We start from the raw sequence: 20484 nt of genomic DNA, 5'->3' as shown, positions 1-20484 counted from the left end.
GCGGGCTATGGACTCGCGGGCCGGGAGGAGGCTCCGCATGAACAGGATGACGCGGGATTTTCGATCCGGCAGCACGAAATTGCGCGGCCAGACGGTCAGCGAAGCGGTCTTTGATTTTCTCAGGCAAAAGGGCATTGACCGGATTTTCGGCAATCCCGGCTCGACCGAACTGCCGATGTTCATGAATATCCCGGAAGACTTCTCCTATGTGCTCGGCCTGCAGGAATCGATCGTCGTCGCCATGGCGGATGCTTATGCGCAGGTGAGCCGCAAGCCCGCCTTCGTCAACCTGCATTCCGCCGCCGGACTCGGCCATGCGCTCGGAAACATCTATACGGCCTACCGCAACCGTGCGCCGCTGATCATCACGACAGGCCAGCAAAGCCGTGAACTCCTGCCACACGATCCGTTCCTTTTCGCTGAAAGCCCGACGGAATTCCCGAAACCTTACGTGAAATGGGCCTGCGAGCCGGCCCGTGCCGAGGACGTGCCTGCGGCGATTGCGCGGGCCTATTACATGGCGATGCAGGCGCCGCGCGGCCCCGTCATGGTCTCCGTACCGTTGAGCGATTGGCAGGCGGAAGCAAAACCGATCGCCATCCGCGATGTCGAGACGGTGATCAGCGCCCCTGCCGCAGCACTGGATGCGCTTGCCCGCGAACTCAATGATGCGACGGAGCCCGTGCTCGTCGTCGGCCCCGGGGTCGACATCGACAATGCCTGGGATTCGACCGTACGGCTGGCGGAAATCCTGCAGGCAAGGGTCTGGGCGAGCCCGCTTTCCTCGCGCTGCAGCTTTCCGGAACGGCATCCGCTCTTCGCGGGTTTCTTGCCGGCTTTTCAACCGAAACTGTCGCAATGCCTCAGCGACACGGACCTCGTGCTGGTCCTCGGCGCGCCCGCCTTCACCTATCACTTCGCCGGGTGCGGTCCCGATATCCCGGAAGGCGCAGAACTCCGGCTCATCACCGATGACCCGGCACAGGCTGCAAGCGCGATCGCCGGCAATGCGATGATTTCCAATCTGCGTGCAGCAACCGAAGGCCTCGTTTATCGCCTGCGCTGCCGGCCGCAGCGTACCGATGGTCCCGCCCGCATCATTCCGCGGTTCAAAACGCCGAAAGGCATCGGGCAGGAATTCTTCTATCAGACGCTCGCCGAGGTCCGCTCGCCGGACAGCATCGTCTTCGAGGAAGCGCCGGGCGGCCGCGACGCGCTGCACGACTTCTTTCCGATCGAACGGCCGGGCGGCTTCTTTGCCACGGCGAGCGGCGGCCTGGGTTACGCCCTGCCCGGCTCTGTCGGCGCCGCCTTGACGAAGCCGGAACAGCCGGTGATCGCCGTCATCGGCGATGGATCGAGCCTCTATTCCATCCAGTCGATCTGGTCTGCCGTGGAATACGATGCGAACCTCTTGATCGTCATCCTGAACAACGGCGGTTACAAGGTGCTGAAGGCGATCGCCGAAAGGAGCGGTTCAGGCCGCATCGACGGCGTCGACATCGGCCACATGGATTTTGTGAAGATCGCAGAAGCGCAGGGCTGCAAGGCGGTGCGCTGCGAAAAGGGAGAAGAACTGGCATCGTGCCTGCGGTACCTTCTCAGCATGAAAGGGCCGCGTCTTTTGGAAGTCATTCTATCAGAGGAGGAGACTGAAATGAATGTCGCTGTCAGAAACGAGACGATACTGAAGACGCCTGAGAAATTCTTCATCAACGGCGAATGGGTGACCCCGTCCGGCACCGGAAAGCTCGACGTCATCTCGCCGGTGACCGAGGAACTGCTGCTCAGTTATCCGGAAGCCAGCAATGCCGATATCGACAAGGCCGTCACCGCCGCCCGCGACGCTTTCGACAACGGACCCTGGCCGCGCATGGGCTTCAAGGAGCGCGCAGGCTACTTGCGCAAGGTGGCCGAACTGCTGACGGCCCGCCTTGATGAGATTGCCAACGCATGGACGACCCAAGTCGGCGCACCCATCTTCCTGACGAAGAAGCTCGTCGGCCAGAATCCCGGCCTCTTCACCTACTATGCGGACCTGATCGAAAAGGACGATTTCGTTAGCCATCGAAAGCGGACGGACGGCGGCGAAGTCCGCGTCGTCCGCGAGCCGGTCGGCGTCTGCGCGGCGATCACACCATGGAACGCGCCGATGGTTCTGCTGAACTACAAGGTCTCCGCCGCTCTTGCCGCGGGCTGCACGGTGGTTGCCAAGCCCTCGCCGGAAACGCCACTGGAAGCTTATATCCTTGCCGAATGCATCGAACAGGCGGGCTTGCCGAAAGGCGTCTTCAACCTCGTGCCGGCCGGCCGCGAAGGCGGGGATTATCTCGTTCGCCACAAGGGCATCGACAAGGTCTCGTTCACCGGCTCGACGATCGCCGGCCGGGCAATCGCCTCCGCCTGCTCCGAACGCCTCGCCCGCTACAGCCTGGAACTCGGCGGCAAGTCTGCGGCAGTGCTTCTCGATGACGCCGATTTCGGGAAGGCCTTACCGAGCCTGATGGTCTATTCCATGCCGATCACCGGCCAGGTCTGCTTCTCGCTCACCCGCATCCTGGTGCCGGAATCCCGCAAACAGGAATTCACTGACATGTTCGTCGGGGCGGTGAAGAACATCAAGGTCGGCGATCCGGCCGATCCGACGACGCAAATGGGACCGCTCACGATGGCCCGGCAGCTTGCACGCGTCGAAGGCTATATCGCCGCAGGTCGGGAAGGTGGTGCCAAGATCGCCTGCGGCGGAGGCCGTCCGGCAGGCCTCGGCAAGGGCTACTTCATCGAGCCGACGGTCTTTACCGACGTGACGATGGATATGAAGATCGCCCAGGAGGAAATCTTCGGGCCGGTCGTGTCGATCATCAGCTACAAGGATGAGGACGAAGCGGCGAAGATCGCCAACGATACCATGTACGGCCTTTCCGGCGCGGTCTTCACCTCCGATCCGGAACGGGGTTACGCATTTGCGCGCCGCATGCGCACCGGCAGCGTGACGGTCAACGGCATGATTGTCGACATCCACCATCCGTTCGGCGGCTTCAAACAGTCCGGCATCGGCCGCGAAGGCGGTCCTGAAGGGCTTGAAAACTATTTCGAGGTCAAGACGATCCACATGGCCTGACGTCATCCGTCTGATCGCCACGAAAAAGGCCGCCGGGTGAAAACCCGGCGGCCTTTTTCTCTCCGCGCTCTGGTGGATCGTAGATCAGAGCACTTCGAAAACTGATACCCGAACGGAATTCGCCATACGTTCACCCGTGCCGATAAACACTGTATGGTTGAGCCACTGGTAACGTGGATCGCCCGTCTGGAAACGCGGATTGGTGCGCATGTAGTAGAGCGCCGGATCGACCGCCTCCCCCGCCGCAAGCCTTGCGAGAACCTCCAGCGGACCATGCCGGAAGCCGAAGTTGCGGATATCGATCATCGCACCGTCATGGGTCTCGATAACGTAACGCGTATCGAGCTCCGCATAGCCGGTATCATAGATGCTCTGCCAATCCGCGCCGAGATTGAGGATGCGTCCCGAGAAGCGCTCCCCCTCCACGGTGCCGCCGATGATCGGAATGATCCGCCAGCAGACGCCCGGGCCACCTCCCTTTTCGATCGGCGGACCGAGCTCGGCGCGGATTTCGCAAAACGGTTGAAGTGCAGGAGCCCTCATGACCTCTCCTATCTCATCGTCATCGGCAGCCAGAGCGCAATCATCGGGAATGCGACGAGCAGGATCAGCCGGATGATATCTGTCAGGATAAACGGCATCACGCCCCCGTAGATCGTCGTTATCTTGACGTCTTTAGCGATGGAATTGATGACGAAGACGTTGATTCCCACCGGCGGCATGATCATGCCGAGCTCGCAGGCAACGACAATGATGACACCGAACCAGATCGGATCGAAGCCGAGGTGGATGACGACCGGAAACACGATCGGCACCAGAAGGATGATCATCGCCATCTCATCCATCAACGCGCCGGCTACCAGGAAGATAATGAGAATGAGGGCGAGCGTGCCGTAAGGACCGAAGTCCAGACCAACCAGGAACGCCGTCAGCTTCTGCGGCGATTGGGTGATCGCCAGGAAGTAGCCAAACAGGATCGCGCCGATCAGTACGCTGAACAGCGAAACCGAGGTTCGGAGCGATTCCACAAGACTTGACATGATGAGCTTGGTGTTCAGCCGGCCGCGCAGAATGCCGATGACCATGGTGAGCAGCGCACCGACTGCAGCAGCTTCGGTCGCCGTCGCAATTCCGAGATAGATGACCCCTATCACGGCAATGAACAGAAGCAACACCGCCCAGACATCGCGAAGCGAGGTGATCGCTTCCTTGAAGTCGAATGTCTTGCCGGCCGGCAAGTGCTTGCCGTGGGCAATCAGCACGGTCGCCATATACATGAGCGTCGCAAGAATACCAGGAACCACGCCCGCCATCAGGAGCTGCCCGACATCGGTTTCGGTCAGGAAAGCGTAGACCACCATCATGACGGAGGGCGGGATCAGGATTCCCAGTGTGCCGCCTGCCGCAATAACGCCGGTTGAGGTCGCGTCGGCGTAACCCGCCTTGCGCATCTCGGGCAATGCGATGCGGCTCATGGTCGCCGCTGTCGCAATCGAACTGCCGCAGATCGCCGCAAACCCGGCGCAGGCAGCAATCGTGGACAGCGCCAGCCCGCCGCGAAATTGCCCGAGCCAGGCATTGCCGGTTCGGAATAATTCCCGTGACATCCCGGAATTGGTCGCAAACACGCCCATAAGGATGAAGAACGGCACCAGTGTCAGGTTAAAATCGGTGATGACGCGAATCGGCGACGTGGTCAAAAGGTTAAGGGCCGGCGCAATGCCGCGCATAGCGGCAAAACCAAAAACCCCGACAAGACCCATGGCGACACCGAGCGGCACGCGCAGGCCCATGAGCACAAACATGGCGACGAAACCGCCGATGGCAACGAGATCAGCGGTGTTCATACGCCGTGGCCTTCAAGCGGATTGGTTTCTTCGTGCTTGCCGCGCACGAAGGGTACCACAGCTGTAGTAACAACGGCCGAGGCACAACCGAGCCAGATCAGGCCGACGAGAGGCCAGACCGGAATGCGCAAGTCGAATGTCGCTTCGTTACTGCGATATGCGCCTGTCAGGCGAAAGAACATCATGTACGCGAGCATTGCCGTGAAGGCGAGCAGTAGTGCCCAGGCGATGAAATCGAGAACGCGCCGGCCCCGAGGCCCCAATGGCTCGTAGAGCAGATCCACAGCGATATGGCCGCCGCGATAACCGAGCGATGCGAAACCCCACATTATGCAGGCGCCGATCAGGTAGCGGGAGAGGTCGAAGGAATCCGGGATCGCCCAGGAGAAGACGTAACGGCCGACCGTCGAGACGACGATCAGAAGCGTGCAGAGGCCCAACAACAGGCCCGCGATCACATCGACAGCGTCGCTGAAGCGTTCGAGATATCGGTGCATGGCGTAACTCGATCTAGGGATGACAGGAAGGCAGGCGAAGGCAAGGCGCCTGCCCATCGATCAGGCTGCCGATCATTTTACGTTGGCGTCATATTTCTTCAGCGTCTCCGCCAGACTTGCCCAGGCTGATTTGGCTTCGATACCGGCCTTGGTGGCAGCGGCCGCCCATTCGCCCTCCAGCGATGCAGTCGCCTGTTTCCACAGGTTCACTTCGTCGGGGGTGGGCTTATAGAAGGTATGTCCCCCGGCATCGATCATCTTCTGGCGGCCTGCGGCTTCGGCATCCGCCCACTTGCTTGCCATTTTCTCCGCCCATTCGGATGTGCAATGATCGTCGATCACCTTGCGATCCTGCGGCTCCAGACCATCGATCTTGGCCTTGTTCATGACGAAGGCGAAGGTGGTAACGTAAAAGGGCATGTCGAGATGATGCTTCGTTACGTCCTGAAGGCCGAATGTGTAGATCGAATTCCAGGGAGATGCGGTCATGTCGGCCGCCCCCTTTGAGATCAGCTCGCGCATCTCGCCGGCCGGCACCTGCACTGAGGCTGCACCAAGCGAACTCACCAGCCGCGCCATGGTCGCATGTGCCGGCCGGATGTTCTTGCCCTTGAGATCGGCCGGGACCTGGATCGGTCCCTTGGTGCCATGCAGCGTGCCCGGATCATGGACATGCACCATGCAGACATAGACGTCGCTCATCTCCTTGGCCGAATACTGGCGGTACCACTCATCGAGCGCCCGCGAACCGCTCTTGGCATCGGAAATCAGGAACGGAATCTCGCCTGCTGCGAGTATCGGGAAACGGCCCGGCTGATAACCTGGATTGATGAAACCGATATCGACGATACCGTCGCGCGCCATGTCGTAGTGGTCAGGCGCCGCGCCCAGCTGCGAGGCCGGATAAATCGTGATGTTGATGCGCCCGCCGGACGCCTCGTTTATCGATTTGGCCCAGGGCTCCATGCCACCCGCCTGCAGCATATGGGTCGCGGGAACCCAGTGCGACAAGGTCAACTCCACCTCGGCCGCCTGAGCCGATGCGCCCACTACCATAAGGCAGGCCGAAGCGAACAATGCCTTCAGTTTCATGCTTTCCTCCTCCCGTTGAATGAAAGGCCGGCGAAGCTCCCTCCCCGTCCGGCCGAACGTCTTTGCTAGACCTGCATTGCGGTCAGCCCCCGCAACATCGTCGGTCAGCCAATGCAAAAGTCGCAGCAGGGAGCTATTGCCGGCGGCCGAAGAGCGGCTGGGGAACGATGCTCCATAGGACCTGCGGAGACGGAGGCGTTCTCCGCCTCCGCAGTCGAAATCGAATCCGCCAAGTCAAAGGCAGACGCAACTGTCTTGAACAGCCGTGTATACACCGATTTCCTCCCAACTCGGTCTCCCAAGACGAATCCCACTGCCCTGAATATCGTCTACCCGAGTAGGCGAAGTTCAACACATCCACGCAGAAACGACAAGTTGTCATTTCAATTTGCGTAGAAAAAAATCAGGCAACCTGAGATTCTTGTGACCGGCTCTTCACCCGAATCTCAAACAGCTTAGAATAAGGCCAACCGGTTCTTGCATACACGTGCAGCAGAATACGCCGGTTGGGACGGGTCGAGACCAGTCTGAAGGGTGGAGGTGGTCGGGCTGCGGAAAGTCGGCAGTCGACTGGATTGGATATATCTATCAGCATCCCGGATCAGAGTATCGGGACGATTGTTTCGTCATTGCAGACGTCAGGGAGGAACAGAACATATGGACGATCTCGCTACACCCGCCGGCAAGGCGATTGCGGAGCTCAAGACCGTTCTCGGTCACCGGCTGGCAACATCAATCTCGGTTCGGGATCACCACAGCCACGACACGTCGCGGCTGAAGCCTCATCTCCCCGATGCCGTCGCCTTTCCGCGCACCGAAGAGGAAGTCCAGGCGATCATTTCGGCCTGTGCGGCTCATGGCGTACCGGTCATCCCCTTCGGCGCGGGCTCGTCAATGGAGGGCCATACCATCCCAGTTCGCGGCGGCATCACGCTCGACACCCGGGAGATGAACAAGGTCCTCGAAATCCGCCCGGAGGACCTGCTCGCCGTCGTCCAGCCGGGTGTCACCCGCAAGCAACTCAATGTGGAACTGCGCGAGACCGGATTGATGTTCTCAGTTGATCCAGGCGCCGATGCCTCGCTCGGCGGCATGGCCTCGACCCGCGGCAGCGGCACGACTGCAGCGCGTTACGGCACGATGCGTGAAAACGTGCTGGCCCTGAGGGTAGTGACACCGGACGGTATCGCGATCCAGACAGGTTCGCGGGCACGGAAATCATCGACCGGTTACGATCTGACGCATCTTTTCGTCGGCGCGGAAGGCACGCTCGGCGTCATCACCGAACTTACCGTCCGCCTCCATCCCATCCCGGAGGCCGTATCCTCAGCAATCTGCGCTTTTCCCACGGTTGCCGAAGCCGTGGAAGCGGTCATTGAAGCGGTGCAATACGGCGTTCCGGTTGCCCGCGTCGAATTTCTGGACGAAGTGGCGATCGCTGGCGTCAATAATTATTCCAAGCTCGACCTGCCGGTCGCACCTACCCTCTTCTTCGAATTCCACGGGACGCCCGCCTGGGTGGAGGAGCAAGCTCGTCTCGCTGAAGACATTACCAGGAGCCATGGAGCGATCGGCTTCCGCTGGACGGCCGACGCGGACGAACGGGCAAAGCTATGGCAGGCGCGCCACGATCTCTTCTGGGCCACCAAGGCGATCATTCCCGGTTACGATCTCTATACCGGTGACATATGCGTGCCGATCTCGCGGCTGGCGGAAAGCATCGTCGAAGCACGCGCCGACATCGATGCCTCATCGCTGACCGGCCAGATCATCGGCCATGTCGGCGACGGCAATTTCCACACCGCCTATCTGATCGACCCGAACAATCCAGAGCACCTGAAGGAGGCTGAGGAACTGGCCGACCGCCTGGTCGAACGCGCGCTTGCGGTCGGTGGCACGGCGAGCGGCGAGCACGGCATCGGCATGGCGAAACTGAAATTCATGCGCCGGGAGCACGGCAAGGCTGTTGATGTGATGAAGCGCATCAAGGCCGCCCTCGATCCGCTGGGCATCATGAATCCCGGCAAGATGGGGGACTCCGGGTAAGATCGGAAGGGCAAGGCCCAGCCGCAGACCAACGCCCCAAAACAAAACGGCGCCCTCACGAGCGCCGCTTTCGTCTCAAACCTTGGGAATGAAATCAGGCGTGCTTGGTGCGCCAGCTTTCAGCGTAGTTCTCGCGCGCTTCGCGGGCATAGGGCGTCGGTGAAACACGGACGCGGATTTCGGCCTGCTTGTGACCCTTTTCGATCGACGTCTTGTCGGTACCGCCATTCGGCTCACCCCAGATCAGCGTCAGCACATCGCCTTCCTTGATATCCGGATCGACGACGCCGAGCGACAGCATGCAACGCTCATTGTAGCTGTAGCCATTGAACATCGACATGCCGACAACCTTGTTGCCGTGCATGATCCTGTCGGCACTGGAGGACGCATAATTCGGCTGCGGCAGGTCGATCCACTTGTAGGCCTCGCCACCGGGCACAAAGTTCGACGCGATGACCTTCATCACGTCTTCCGCATTCCACTCGAAAGTGACCTTCTTGCGCTGCGGCTTGCCCTTCATCGCTTCGAGGGCGGCACGACCCACGAAATCATGGTCAAACTTGATATAGATGCCGTAGCCGAGTTCATAAGGATTGACGTAATAGTCCTCGATATTATCGGAGACGAGGCTGCCGCCGATCGAGCCGGTCGCCTCATAGCTGTCTTCCGTAAGCCAGTCGCGATAGCCCTTGAGCTCTTCACCGGTGTAGATCGCCGGAAGAGGTGACGGAATCCAACCTGATTCCAGCGTATTGGTCGAATAGGCGCGGGCCCCGACGAGATAGAGATCGACGCCCGCATCCTTCGCAGCCTTGACGATGATGTCGCGAACCTCGTCCTTCTCCGCATAAGGCCCCCAAATTTCGAGACCGGGAGCGCCGGCCATGCCATGACGCAAAGCCTGAACTTTCTTGTTGCCGACATTGATCCAGTCAACATGGAAGAACTTGATGTCCGGGATCGGACCGCCGTTCATCTTTTCGAAGATTTTCGGAGCATCCGGCCCCTGGATCTGGAAGCGATAGTGAACACGGGTCACCTGCTTCCCGTCTGGGCGCGAGGGCGAGCGTGGATCATGGGTGAGCTTCACGTTATGCCTGCCGAGCGTAGCGTTGTAGCGCAGCCAGTTGGCGGTGGGCGCGCGACCGACGAGCACGAATTTCTGCTCCGTCTCACGGAAGATGATCATGTCACCGATGACATGACCGGCCGGCGTTACCGGAACATAGTGCTTCGCGCGGTTGGTGTCGAAATTCGCAAAGCTGTTGATCGCCAGGCCTTCGAGGAATTTGGCGGCATCCGGCCCCTCCACGATCAGCTCGTCCATATGGTGCGACTGGTCGAAGAGAACGGCCGATTCACGCCAGGCGACCTGTTCGGTGCGCCAGTTCGAGAACTCCGGGGCGACGACCGGATAGATGTACATGCCGATGCGCGAATTGCGCAGCATCTCGACGGTATTGCCCTTTTCCTTCAGGATCTGGGTCAGATTCTTGGCCATTTCTCCTCCTCACTCGATCGAACCAGCGCTGCCGAGCCCATATTAAACGAAGCCCGGAGCATTATATCGAGACCATCTATGTATACATAAATTGACTGACAGCCAATTAGAAATGGATGCAGGTCATAACTTCCTTGCAATGAGGAAAGAAATCGAGAAGCATCCGCGTCGGACATGTACACATCGGCGAGGCTTTTAATTCCGGACGGCCCAGGCGGCGTCCGAGGGTGCCGCGACCGTCACCGGACGGCCGATGCCGATCTCTGCAAGCGACGGCGTTTCCACATGCAGCGTCTGCGCAGGCGTCTTGACCATGATCGAGCGGTGCGGGCCGCGGAAGATCGCTTGGGAGATTTCCCCGGACCAGGAAAGCCCGCCATTCGCCTCGCCTGCTTCGCGAATCTGCAGGTTTTCGGGGCGCACCATGACGGTGACATCCGTGCCCCTCGGCATTTCGGTCGCCGCATGACATTCGCCGGACCAGCCCTGTCCTTCGACATCCAGTTTGTAATACTGCCCACCGTTCGGGCGACAATCCTTGACCTTCGCATTCAGCAAGTTGGGCGTGCCGAAGAATGCGGCAACCTGCCGGCTTTCCGGTCGCCGATAGATCTCTTCAGGCGCGCCGACCTGCAGGATCTTTCCGCCGTGCATCACGACGACGCGGTCGGAAAGCGCCATGGCTTCCGACTGGTCGTGGGTGACATAAAGCGCGGTGATCTTCAGCCGTTGCTGTAGCGCCCGGAACTCGTCGCCCATCTGGGTGCGCAACCGCGCATCGAGATTTGAGAGCGGCTCGTCGAGCAGCAACACTTCCGGCTCGAACACCAGCGCGCGGGCAATCGCGACACGCTGTTGCTGACCGCCCGAGAGTGCCGGCGACGGACGCTCGGCATATTGCTCCATCTCGACCAGACGTAACGCGTTCATCACCCGATCGCGGATTTCCTTGTCCGACTTGCGGCGTATACGCAGCGGATAGGCGACATTGTCGAACACTGTCATATGCGGCCAGATTGCGTAGGACTGGAAGACCATGCCGAGACGCCGCCGTTCGGATGGCACGAAATAGCCCTTGTCCGAATCCGACACGACATTCTCGCCGATCGAGATGCGGCCGCCGGTATTCTTTTCAAGTCCCGCCACCATGCGCAGCGTCGTCGTCTTGCCGCAGCCGGAGGGACCGAGCAGCGTCACGAACTCGCCGCTCTTGATCTTCAGGTTCACGTGATCCACGGCCGTGATCGCACCATACATCCGCGTCACGTTTTCGAGCGTCACCGAAGCCATACTTCATTTCCTTTCCGCACGGATCCCGGGATCCGCTTTTGAAAAATCGACATCTGCCGGCGAACAGGTCCGCCAGATTCAGAGCTTGCTGATGCGTGCCTTGATGAAGCGGAGCTGCACCCAGCGGAACAGGATGACGAGCAACATCATCATGAGGCCGATGACACTCACCTGCTCGGCATTGCCGTTGGCCCAGAGCTTCAGAAGCACGACGGCAAGCGTTTCCGAACCGACCGAATAAAGAAGGATCGATGCGGACAGTTCGCGCATGATGCCGAAGAAGGTGAGAACCCAGCCGACGGCAAACGCGGGCCAGGCGAGCGCCACGAGAATGCGCCACATGGTCTGGAACCAGCTCGCCCCGTGAACGCGCGAACACTCTTCGAGGTCATAGGAAAGCTGGTGATAGGAGCCTGTCATGACGCGGACGGCAACCGGCGTACCAAGCGCGATATAGGCAAGCAGCAGCGCCCAGACCGTGCCATAGATCGGGATTGGCCCAGGCAGCATGGCGAACGCCCATAGGAAGCCGACGCCGAGAACCATACCGGGCATCATCCAGGGCAGCCATGCCATGCCGTCGATCAGACTGCGGCCGCGCCATTTGGTGCGTATCGAGATGTAGGCGACGACGGCACCGAGCGCCATGGTGGCTGTCGCGCCGAGCAGGCCGAGCATCATCGTGTTGCGCACCGCCCTCCAGAATTCCGAATTGGAGAAGACAGCCCTGTAATGCTCCAGTGTCAGCATGTCATAGGTATAAAAACCGAAGAAGCGGAAGAAGGAGCCGAGCAGGAGCTGGCCGACCGGCAATACGACGGTGACGACAAAGAAAAGGACACAGAAGGCAAAGGTGACCCAGCGCCAGGGACCGAGCTCCATCACGTTGGGACGGAACCCCTTGCCTGTAACGGTCTGAAAACTCTTGCCGCGCAGGACCGCCCATTGCGCGATGACGAGCAGGAACATCAGACCCATGATCGCGAAGGAAAGCGAGGTCGCGTATTGGTAATCCGGCGTGGCGCGGTGGTTGATCGACTCGTAGATATCCGTGGTGATCACCTTGATCCCGGCCGGAAGGCCGAAGAACAGCGCCGACTCGAAGGTCTCGATACCCTTGATGAAGCTCAGCATGAAGGAGCTTGTCAGCACCGGCAACATCAGGAGCAGCGTGATCTTGCGGAAGGTCGTCCAACGTGATGCGCCGCACATGCGGCTCGACTCCTCGAGCGACGGATCCATCGCCCGAAACGCATCGACCATGAAGAGGAAGAGGAACGGAATAGAATACTGGCACATGTGCCAGATAACACCGCCATAGGAGTAGATGTTGATCAGCGGATCCTGCGCGCCGGTGAGCCAGCGCCACACCATGTTGATCACACCGACCTGCGGATTGGCAAGCATGCCCCATGCCATGGCCGTCAGGATCGGCGGAATGAAGAACGGCAGCGTGATCAGCACTTCCAGCGTGCCGCGGAACGGCGTGTCGGTGCGCGCGACGATCCAGGCGAGAAAAACCGCGATCGTCAGTGACGGTATGGTTTTCGCGAGCGAAATGCCGACGGTATTGGCCAGAATCATGAGGTTCTGGGTGGTCATGATCGAACGATAGCCGTCAAGATTGAACTCGCCGGCCATGCCCGGAGGTGTTGAGTGCAAGCTGCCGTAAAGCAGCATGGAGAGCGGATAGATCGTCAGGAAGCCGAGTATGAGGATCAGCACCAGCATGCCGATCAGCCGCATGAGCGAGCCGCCCGAAAAGGCGCGTGTGATGGCATTGCCGCCGAGAACTGGTGCGGTATCGTCGATATCGTCCAGGGAGCGATTATGGATAATCGTCATAGGATCCTCGTTGCTCCGATGTCATGGGAAAGCACGCCGCCGCCGGTCTCGTACCGGCGACGGCGCGGCAACGTCACTTGAAGATTTCCTTCGACTTGGCGAGCATCTCGTTCTGGCGCGTCGTATCCGTCGTACCGTAGAGCTTGGCTTCGGAAATCGCCTTGACGTCGGCCGGCAGGCCTTCTGTCATGCCGTCCAGCACCGGACCATAACCGAGACCCGCGTAGATTTTCTGCACGGTGGGGCTCTGCATGAAGTCGAGATAGAGCTTGGCGGCGTTCGGGTGCGGAGCCTTCTTGAGCAGGACGTTGCCGTAAAGCACGTAGGGAACGCCTTCCTCCGGAATGATGAACTTGACCGGCAGGCCCTTCAGATCCGAGAAGTCGGTCAGGATGACCGGCATGTAGATCGAATATTCGCCACGCGCGGTGCGGCGTTGGGATTCGCGCTGGTCGCGGGTGAAGACGAGCTTCTGTTCGGCGACCTTCCTCACGTAATCCTCTCCAATCCGGTCATGGGTCGAGAAGAACCAGAGATAGCCGGCGCCGATGGCGCGCGGGTCGTCAGAAAGGATCTTGCCCTGCCATTTCGGATCAGCGAGGTCTTTCCAGCTCTTCGGCTCATCCTCCGGCTTGACGAGGCTGGTATTGATCATGATGCCGTAGGGAATGGTCATGACCGAAGCCATCGGAACCTTGAGCTTGAACCTGTCGTTGATCTTGCCGGAGTTGGGCGTAACGGGCAGCGGATCGACCGACTTGTCCTGCGTATTGTAGAGCATGGTCTGCCCTTCGCTGGTGAACATCACGTCGGCAGCAAAACGGCCTGCAGCCTGCTCGACGCGAACGCGCTCGCGAATCTCGCTGGCACGGGCCTCGAGGATTTCGACCTCGATGCCGTACTCTTCTGTGAAGGCCTCCGCGATCGCCTTCGTACTCGGCTGACCGACCAGCGCTGTATAGAGGACGAGCGTGCCCTCCTTCTTGCCCGCCTCGATCACCTTCTGCCATTCGGCGTCCTGTGCCTGAACCGGCAGGCCGACCGCCGACGCCATGATCAGGCCGCCTGCGACTGTCAGAAACAATCGCCGCGACCATTTCCTCATGGCCGAAGTCACGAATATCGTTTTCGTCACGTATCTCTCCTCCCTGGAACTTGACGATTTGGTGCTTGGTCCGGGTCTTTCCCGGCATCCGACACCGAACTCTCTGCGGCCGTCCCGCCGCGATCTCCTTTCGACGAAGCCGTTTTCCCGGACGGCTTCGCCACCTTTCTCCCGTCCCGGCCTGAATGGCCGCGGCAGTGCCTAGACCCTCAGTTCGCCGTTCAACTCGATATCGGCTGGAAATGATCTGGCACCTATTCCACCTTTGACAAGGTCCCTGATATGCACCCGACGGCGCGACGAAACTTCCCTTCCGACAACGCCGTCCGATATCAATTGAAACTCCCTGTTTTCGAATTCCGGTCGATTATCTCCTCTTCGCAAGAGGCCAGAACGGCATCCCACGGAGAACCGGAATTCCCTCTTCTGTTACATTGACCTTTTCCCATGCAGTCGAAAAGCACCATTTTTTTACATTCACTTTTCTCGAAAACAGAAAGATAAACTGTGTTAAGGTTCAAGCGGAGGACCGTCTTTCTAAGGCGGATTGGGAGGCTAACGCATTGGATACGCTCGTAAATATCCGTACATTCATCGCAGTCTCCCGCTCCGGCAGCTTCTCTGCCGCCGGCCGTCATCTCGGTGTTGCCCCGTCCGTGGTGACGAAGCGCATCAGTCGGCTGGAAGATCAGATGCGGGTGAAACTCTTCGTCCGTTCGACACGCCAGCTCATCCTGACAGAGGTCGGCGAGCGTTACCTGCCTCGCTACCAGGCGCTGGTGAAAGAAGTCGATGATGCGATCAGCGGTGCTGCCGCAGTCGCTCAGCGTATTGAAGGGCACCTCCGGATCAAGGCGCCAACGACGGTGACGATCGCCTTCCTCGCCCGCATTCTCAGCGATTTCCAGCAGGAGAATCCAAATGTCACCATGGATCTTGCGCTGGTTGATCGATCCGTCAATCCGGCCGAGGAGGGCTATGACATCGCGCTCGGGGCGTTGCCTGCCTCCTATTCCAACGTTATCGACGAGCCGCTTTGTCCCTACCCGAGAAAACTGTGCGCCGCCCCCTCCTATCTCGAAACGAGAGGTATTCCGAAACATCCGCGCGATCTCGTCAATCACATCTGTCTGACCTTTCACGCAACGGGTTCGACATGGTCCTTCATGAGCCCCGGCGGCCCCATCGATGTGGAGGTGCGATCCGCCTTCAGCGCCAACGACACGCAGATCCTGCATGATCTGGCATTGCGGGGTCGCGGCGTTGCCATGGTGGCGAGCTATGTGGCCGAAGACTCGATCAGGACAGGCAAGCTCATCGAACTTCTGCCGGACTATCCCGTTGCGGAACTCTGGCTGAAGGCGCTGATCCCCCAGACCCAGGCCCGAAAGCCAAGTGTGAAGGCGCTGATGGATTGGCTGAAGATCCATATGCATGCGTCACTGGTACACGGCGAAAGAGCCGCATGACCCGCCACACCTTTGCCGCAGAAGAAAAGCCGAATGCCTTTCGGCTTTCTCGTTTTGCGAAAGCCGCTACGACAAAAAAGAGTATTCTCACGCGCTTCGGCGCCCCTTACCTTTCACATCGAGGAAACGCATCACGGATGCGATGGACGGTAGCGCGTTCAAACGCACCGTCCCGGGAGTGAGATGCGGGCTGGCCACCGGACAGAGATCTGGCCGCCGAGAAAAAGGGAGGTTTGCGCGGTGGATACTGCTGTGGTCCAGCGGAGCCCGGTTTTGTCGCAATTGGGCGCGATTGACTGTGACGTTCACCCGGATGCGCCCCAGCGCGCCGATCTGCTGCCATATTTGGACGATTACTGGCAGGAGATCGTGGTTTCGCGCGATGTCGATCGCCTCGAACTCACCAATTTCCCGACACGCACCAAGCCATTTTTCCGCGAGGACTGGAAGGCTGCCGAAGGCAAGGGCGTCGAAAAACTGCGCAAGAACCTGCTCGATCCGTTCGGCCTCAAATATGCGATCCTGAACTGCGTGACCGGCGTGCACGCAATCTATGACCCTTATCTCGCCACCGCGATCTGCCGCGCCACCAACGACTGGCTGAAGGCGGAATGGTTGGACAAGGATCCGCGGCTGCGCGCCTCGCTCGTTCTGCCGATGCAGAATCCTGAAGCCGCCGTCGAGGAGATCGAGCGTTTTGCCGGCGACAAGCGTTTCGTGCAGGTGCTGGCGCTCTGCCAGGGCGAAATGCCGCTCGGCCGTCGCTACTATTGGCCGATCTACGAGGCAGCCCAGCGCCACGGTTTCACGCTGGGCGTGCATGCCGGCAGCGCCTATCGCCATGCACCCAGCCAAAGCGGTTTCCTCTCCTATCTTGCCGAAGATTACGTCCACCAGATCCAGGGTTTTGCAGCCCAGGTCGGCAGTTTGGTCGCCGAAGGTGTGCTCGGCAAATTTCCCGACATGAAGATCGTGCTGATCGAATCCGGTGTCTCCTGGCTGCCTGGCCAGATGTGGCGCATGAGCAAGGACTGGCGCGGCGCCCGTATCGAGATACCGTGGGTGAAGGAACCGCCAGCCGCGATGGTCCGCCGCCAGATTCGCATGACGACGCAACCCTTCGACGCGCCGCGTGATCCACAGGAGCTGGAGCGCATCATCGAACATCTCGACGCCGACGACATGCTGCTCTTTTCGACCGACTATCCGCATCCGCAGTTCGAAGGTGATGCCGCCATTCCCGCGGGCTTCCCGGAACGCCTGATCGACCGCCTGGTCCGGGAAAACGCGCTCGCCACCTACCCGCGACTGGAGGGTTAACCCATGAACCAAGCCGTTCTGGAAAAAGACGCCACGGCCGAGGCCAAACTCGGCGTCATCGATTGCGATATCCACCCGGCCCTCAGCACGCCGAGCGAGCTTTCGAAATTCCTGCCCGCGCGCTGGCGCGACCATCTGGCGGACTACGGACCGCGCAGCGCCAATCCGGTCGTCGGCACCCTACCCTACCCGCGCATGACGCCCGGCAACGGCATGCGGCGCGACTCGTGGCCACCGAATGGCGGGCCGCCTGCCTCCGATCTCGCCTATCTGCAGGAACAACTCCTCGATCCGCTCGGCATCGAATACGGCATCCTGCAGCCGCTCGCGGCCGGTTCCTCGACACTGAACCAGGAGCTCGGCGCAGCCATGTGCGCTGCCGCCAACGACTGGCAGATCGACAAATGGATGGCTCCCGAACCGCGCCTGAAGGGCTCGATCTGCGTCACCCAGGAAGATACTCCGTCCGCGCTGGCCGAAATCGACACGCGGATCGGCGATAGCCGCTTCGTGCAGATTGCCATCCCACCGCGCACCATCGAACCGGCGGGACGCCGCCGCTATTGGCCGATCTATGAAGCAGCCGAACACTACAATATGCCGATCGGCATGCATTCGGCCGCCTACGGCTGGCACACCAACAGCGGCGCAGGATGGCTTTCGTTCTATATCGAGGAACACTACGCCTTCTCGCACAGCCTGCAGAGCGTCGTCACAAGCATGGTCTTTGAAGGCGTCTTCGAGCGATTCCCGAAGCTGAAGCTCGTGGTCGTCGAGGGGGGATTCGCCTGGGCGGCACCCCTTGCCTGGCGGCTCGACAAGCAATGGGAGCGGATGCGTTCCGAAGTCTCGCATGTGAAACGGCCGCCGTCCGAATATATCCGCGAGAACGTCTGGTTCACCACCCAGCCGATCGAGGAGCCGGAAAACAACCGCCACCTTCTCGACACGCTGCGCTGGGTCGGCACCGACCGGCTGATGTTCTCGACCGACTATCCGCATTGGGATTTCGACGATCCGCGTTTTGCCTTCAAGGTGCCGCTGTCGCCGACGGAACGCGCGCAGATATTCCGCGGCAACGCAAAGCACGTCTACCGTTTGCCCTGACCCGGAGTAATCGCATGAATGAAATGGTCAGATCATTGGGCAAGGAGACGGGCCTCTCGACGGTCGGGGGGATCGATTGCGATCTCCACCCAGCCTCACCGGCGACCAAGACGCTGCTTCCCTATCTGGACGACTACTGGCGCGAGACCTTTGTCATGCGCGGCGTCGATCGGCTGAGCCTTGCCATGACGTCCTCACCGGCACGTGCGCCAATCAATGTCCGTTCGGAGTGGAAGGCGACAAGCGGCTTTGCGGGAGACACCCTGGAGACGGTGCGCTCCCAGGCGCTCGATCCGTTCGGCACACGGTTCGCCATCTGCAATGTGCTGCATGGCTCGATGATCATGCATTCCGACGATATGGCAGCGGCGCTTTGCGGCGCGGTCAACGAATGGCTGGCACGGGAATGGCTGGACAAGGAGCAACGCCTGCGGGGTTCCATCATCGTTTCCGCCCAGAATGCCGAACTCGCCGTCGCAGAAATCGAGAAACGCGCCGCCGACAAGCGTTTTGTTCAGGTGCTAATCCTCGCCCAGAACGACGAGCCGCTCGGCCGCCGGCGATACTGGCCGATCTATGAGGCCGCCGCGCGAAACGGGCTACCACTCTGTATTCATGCCGGTGGAAGCAATCGCCATGCACCAACCGCCACCGGCTGGCCAAGTTATTTCGTCGAGGCCTATGTGGCTCAGGCATCGATCTTCGAAAGCCAGCTCCTGAGCCTCATTTCCGAAGGGGTCTTCCACAAGGTTCCGGACCTGAAGGTGGTCTTCGCTGAAAGCGGTTTCACCTGGCTGCCATCCTTCTTCTGGCGGGCCGACAAGACCTGGCGCGGCGTGCGCGCCGAAACGCCCTGGGTGACGGAACAACCGAGCGATATCGTGAAAAGGCATGTGCGTTTCACGCTGCAGCCTGTCGAAGCCCCGATTGGAACGGACGCACTCGCGCGCACGCTCGAGCATATCGATTGCGACGACATCCTGCTCTTTTCGACGGATTATCCGCATGCGCAATTCGAGGGCCTGAACGCGCTTTCCGCAAATTTCGGCGAAACGCTGGCGAGGAAAATTCTGATCGACAATCCGCTCGCCACCTATTCGCGGATCGCCGCGGATTTCGGAAAGGAGGTCGCGAAATGACGGAAACCCAAACGCTGGAGCGCCCGGTCGAGGCAAAGGCCAAATACAACCTCATAGACTGCGACATTCATCCGTCTATGAAGACGCCGGCCGAACTGCATCCCTATCTCTCGCAGCGGTGGAAGAATCACCTGGTGACCTATGGTGGCCATACCCGACAGGGGCTTGCTGAAACGCTCTCCCATCCGCGCATGGTACCGGAAGTCTCGCGCGTCGATTCCTGGCCACCGACCGGCGGTCCGCCGGGTTCCGATTTGCCCTTCCTGCGTGAACAGCATCTCGACGGGCTGGGCATCGATATCGGCGTGCTTGTGCCGCTGCGCTTCAATGCCAGCGGCCAGCGCCATCCAGACTTCGCCGTGGCGCTCGCGACCGCGCTGAACGACTGGCAACTCGGCAAATTCCTGGAGCCGGAACCGCGACTGCGCGGCTCGATCATCGTCACTCAGGAAGACCCGGCCAGCGCTGTTGCGGAGATCAATCGCCGCGCTTACGACAAGCGGTTCGCGCAGATTCTCCTGCCGCCGCGCTCCATCGAACCGCTAGGAAAGCGCCGCCACTGGTCTATCTTCGAAGCCGCCGTCGGCCACGGACTGCCGATCTCGCTGCATGTCGGCGGCGTCGGCGGGCATCCGGCGACCGGTGCCGGCTGGCCGTCCTACTATATCGAAGAACACCATAGCCAGGTGCAGACGATGCAGGCGGGGATTGCCAGCCTGATTTTTGAAGGGGTCTTCGAGAGCTTTCCGGAACTCAAAGTCTCGTTCGTTGAAGGCGGCTTTTCCTGGGTGCCCGCTTTCGGTTGGCGCATGGACAAGGCCTGGAGCACGATGCGCGACGAGGTCCCGCATGTGACGCAGCCACCGTCTGAATACCTGCGCCGCAATATCTGGTTCACTACCCAGCCGATGGAAGAACCGAACCCGGCGAAAAACCTCACCGACACGCTGAAATGGATCGGGACCGATCGGCTGATGTTCTCGACCGACTATCCGCATTGGGACTTCGACGATCCTCGCTACGCTTTCAAGATACCGCTCACCGCGGCCGAAAAAGCGGCGATCTTCGCCGGAAATGCTGTCAACTTCTATGGATTGAACTGAGA

15 protein-coding genes are annotated in these 20484 nt (G+C 60.2%); 7 read left to right on the top strand and 8 right to left on the bottom strand.

The features are described 5' to 3' along the window. The first annotated feature begins 37 nt into the window (after positions 1-37). Positions 38-3121, top strand: a complete 3084-nt coding sequence (mdlC, locus tag J2046_RS34245) for a benzoylformate decarboxylase (protein ID WP_210053245.1) — start codon at positions 38-40, stop codon at positions 3119-3121. A gap of 84 nt (positions 3122-3205) precedes the next feature. On the opposite strand, the gene J2046_RS15540 is transcribed toward mdlC, so the two are convergent. The 4 genes from J2046_RS15540 to J2046_RS15525 form a co-directional block, all read right to left on the bottom strand. Beyond that, a complete protein-coding gene (locus tag J2046_RS15540; RefSeq protein WP_210053244.1) occupies positions 3206-3664 on the bottom strand; it encodes a DUF3237 domain-containing protein in 459 nt (152 codons plus the stop codon). Between the two features lie 8 nt (positions 3665-3672). Next, positions 3673-4968, bottom strand: a complete 1296-nt coding sequence (locus J2046_RS15535; RefSeq protein ID WP_210053243.1) for a TRAP transporter large permease — start codon at positions 4966-4968, stop codon at positions 3673-3675. Then, positions 4965-5465 carry a TRAP transporter small permease gene (locus J2046_RS15530; RefSeq protein WP_210053242.1) on the bottom strand — a complete coding sequence of 167 codons (501 nt, stop codon included), beginning with the start codon at positions 5463-5465 and terminating at the stop codon, positions 4965-4967. The genes J2046_RS15535 and J2046_RS15530 overlap by 4 nt, the downstream gene beginning before the upstream one ends. Before the next feature lie 72 nt (positions 5466-5537). Next, on the bottom strand, positions 5538-6557 hold the full coding sequence (locus J2046_RS15525) for a TRAP transporter substrate-binding protein (protein ID WP_210053241.1): 1020 nt from the start codon (positions 6555-6557) through the stop codon (positions 5538-5540). 657 nt (positions 6558-7214) lie between these two features. Here J2046_RS15525 and J2046_RS15520 point away from each other — a divergent pair. Continuing rightward, positions 7215-8603, top strand: a complete 1389-nt coding sequence (locus J2046_RS15520) for an FAD-binding oxidoreductase (protein ID WP_210053239.1) — start codon at positions 7215-7217, stop codon at positions 8601-8603. Between the two features lie 94 nt (positions 8604-8697). Here the strand turns inward: J2046_RS15520 and ligM are convergent, their stop codons facing one another. From ligM to J2046_RS15500, 4 genes are all read right to left on the bottom strand, one after another. After that, positions 8698-10104, bottom strand: coding sequence for a vanillate/3-O-methylgallate O-demethylase (ligM, locus tag J2046_RS15515; protein WP_210053237.1), 1407 nt, complete (start codon positions 10102-10104; stop codon positions 8698-8700). Positions 10105-10299: 195 nt separating this feature from the next. After that, entirely contained in the window at positions 10300-11394 is a 1095-nt protein-coding gene (locus tag J2046_RS15510) for an ABC transporter ATP-binding protein (RefSeq protein ID WP_210053235.1), read from the bottom strand. 78 nt (positions 11395-11472) lie between these two features. After that, positions 11473-13239, bottom strand: coding sequence for an ABC transporter permease (locus J2046_RS15505; RefSeq protein ID WP_233469786.1), 1767 nt, complete (start codon positions 13237-13239; stop codon positions 11473-11475). Positions 13240-13312: 73 nt separating this feature from the next. Further along, positions 13313-14374, bottom strand: a complete 1062-nt coding sequence (locus J2046_RS15500) for an ABC transporter substrate-binding protein (RefSeq protein ID WP_210053233.1) — start codon at positions 14372-14374, stop codon at positions 13313-13315. Between the two features lie 533 nt (positions 14375-14907). Between J2046_RS15500 and J2046_RS15495 the strand changes: the two genes are divergently transcribed. From J2046_RS15495 to J2046_RS15475, 5 genes are all read left to right on the top strand, one after another. Further along, complete coding sequence (locus tag J2046_RS15495) at positions 14908-15813, top strand: LysR family transcriptional regulator (protein ID WP_210053231.1); 906 nt, start codon at positions 14908-14910, stop codon at positions 15811-15813. A 240-nt stretch (positions 15814-16053) separates the two neighbouring features. After that, positions 16054-17133, top strand: a complete 1080-nt coding sequence (locus J2046_RS15490; protein ID WP_210053230.1) for an amidohydrolase family protein — start codon at positions 16054-16056, stop codon at positions 17131-17133. A gap of 3 nt (positions 17134-17136) precedes the next feature. Next, positions 17137-18240, top strand: coding sequence for an amidohydrolase family protein (locus tag J2046_RS15485; RefSeq protein ID WP_210053228.1), 1104 nt, complete (start codon positions 17137-17139; stop codon positions 18238-18240). A gap of 14 nt (positions 18241-18254) precedes the next feature. Continuing rightward, positions 18255-19379: an amidohydrolase family protein gene (locus tag J2046_RS15480; protein WP_210053226.1), complete on the top strand. Its 1125-nt coding sequence runs from the start codon at positions 18255-18257 to the stop codon at positions 19377-19379. Further along, on the top strand, positions 19376-20482 hold the full coding sequence (locus J2046_RS15475; protein WP_210053224.1) for an amidohydrolase family protein: 1107 nt from the start codon (positions 19376-19378) through the stop codon (positions 20480-20482). The genes J2046_RS15480 and J2046_RS15475 overlap by 4 nt, the downstream gene beginning before the upstream one ends. The last annotated feature ends 2 nt before the right edge of the window (positions 20483-20484 follow it).

Source organism: Neorhizobium petrolearium, from assembly GCF_017873175.1.
In the GTDB taxonomy this organism is placed as follows: Bacteria; Pseudomonadota; Alphaproteobacteria; order Rhizobiales; family Rhizobiaceae; genus Neorhizobium; species Neorhizobium petrolearium.
Note: the sequence above shows the minus strand (reverse complement) of the source record. Positions and strands in the feature narration are given on the sequence as shown.

Excerpts from the sequence above, each read along its gene's own strand:
- mdlC (WP_210053245.1), top strand. The coding sequence starts at position 38 with ATGAACAGGATGACGCGGGATTTTCGATCCGGCAGCACGAAATTGCGC.
- J2046_RS15540 (WP_210053244.1), bottom strand. The coding sequence starts at position 3,664 with ATGAGGGCTCCTGCACTTCAACCGTTTTGCGAAATCCGCGCCGAGCTC.
- J2046_RS15535 (WP_210053243.1), bottom strand. The coding sequence starts at position 4,968 with ATGAACACCGCTGATCTCGTTGCCATCGGCGGTTTCGTCGCCATGTTT.
- J2046_RS15530 (WP_210053242.1), bottom strand. The coding sequence starts at position 5,465 with ATGCACCGATATCTCGAACGCTTCAGCGACGCTGTCGATGTGATCGCG.
- J2046_RS15525 (WP_210053241.1), bottom strand. The coding sequence starts at position 6,557 with ATGAAACTGAAGGCATTGTTCGCTTCGGCCTGCCTTATGGTAGTGGGC.
- J2046_RS15520 (WP_210053239.1), top strand. The coding sequence starts at position 7,215 with ATGGACGATCTCGCTACACCCGCCGGCAAGGCGATTGCGGAGCTCAAG.
- ligM (WP_210053237.1), bottom strand. The coding sequence starts at position 10,104 with ATGGCCAAGAATCTGACCCAGATCCTGAAGGAAAAGGGCAATACCGTC.
- J2046_RS15510 (WP_210053235.1), bottom strand. The coding sequence starts at position 11,394 with ATGGCTTCGGTGACGCTCGAAAACGTGACGCGGATGTATGGTGCGATC.
- J2046_RS15505 (WP_233469786.1), bottom strand. The coding sequence starts at position 13,239 with ATGACGATTATCCATAATCGCTCCCTGGACGATATCGACGATACCGCA.
- J2046_RS15485 (WP_210053228.1), top strand. The coding sequence starts at position 17,137 with ATGAACCAAGCCGTTCTGGAAAAAGACGCCACGGCCGAGGCCAAACTC.
- J2046_RS15480 (WP_210053226.1), top strand. The coding sequence starts at position 18,255 with ATGAATGAAATGGTCAGATCATTGGGCAAGGAGACGGGCCTCTCGACG.
- J2046_RS15475 (WP_210053224.1), top strand. The coding sequence starts at position 19,376 with ATGACGGAAACCCAAACGCTGGAGCGCCCGGTCGAGGCAAAGGCCAAA.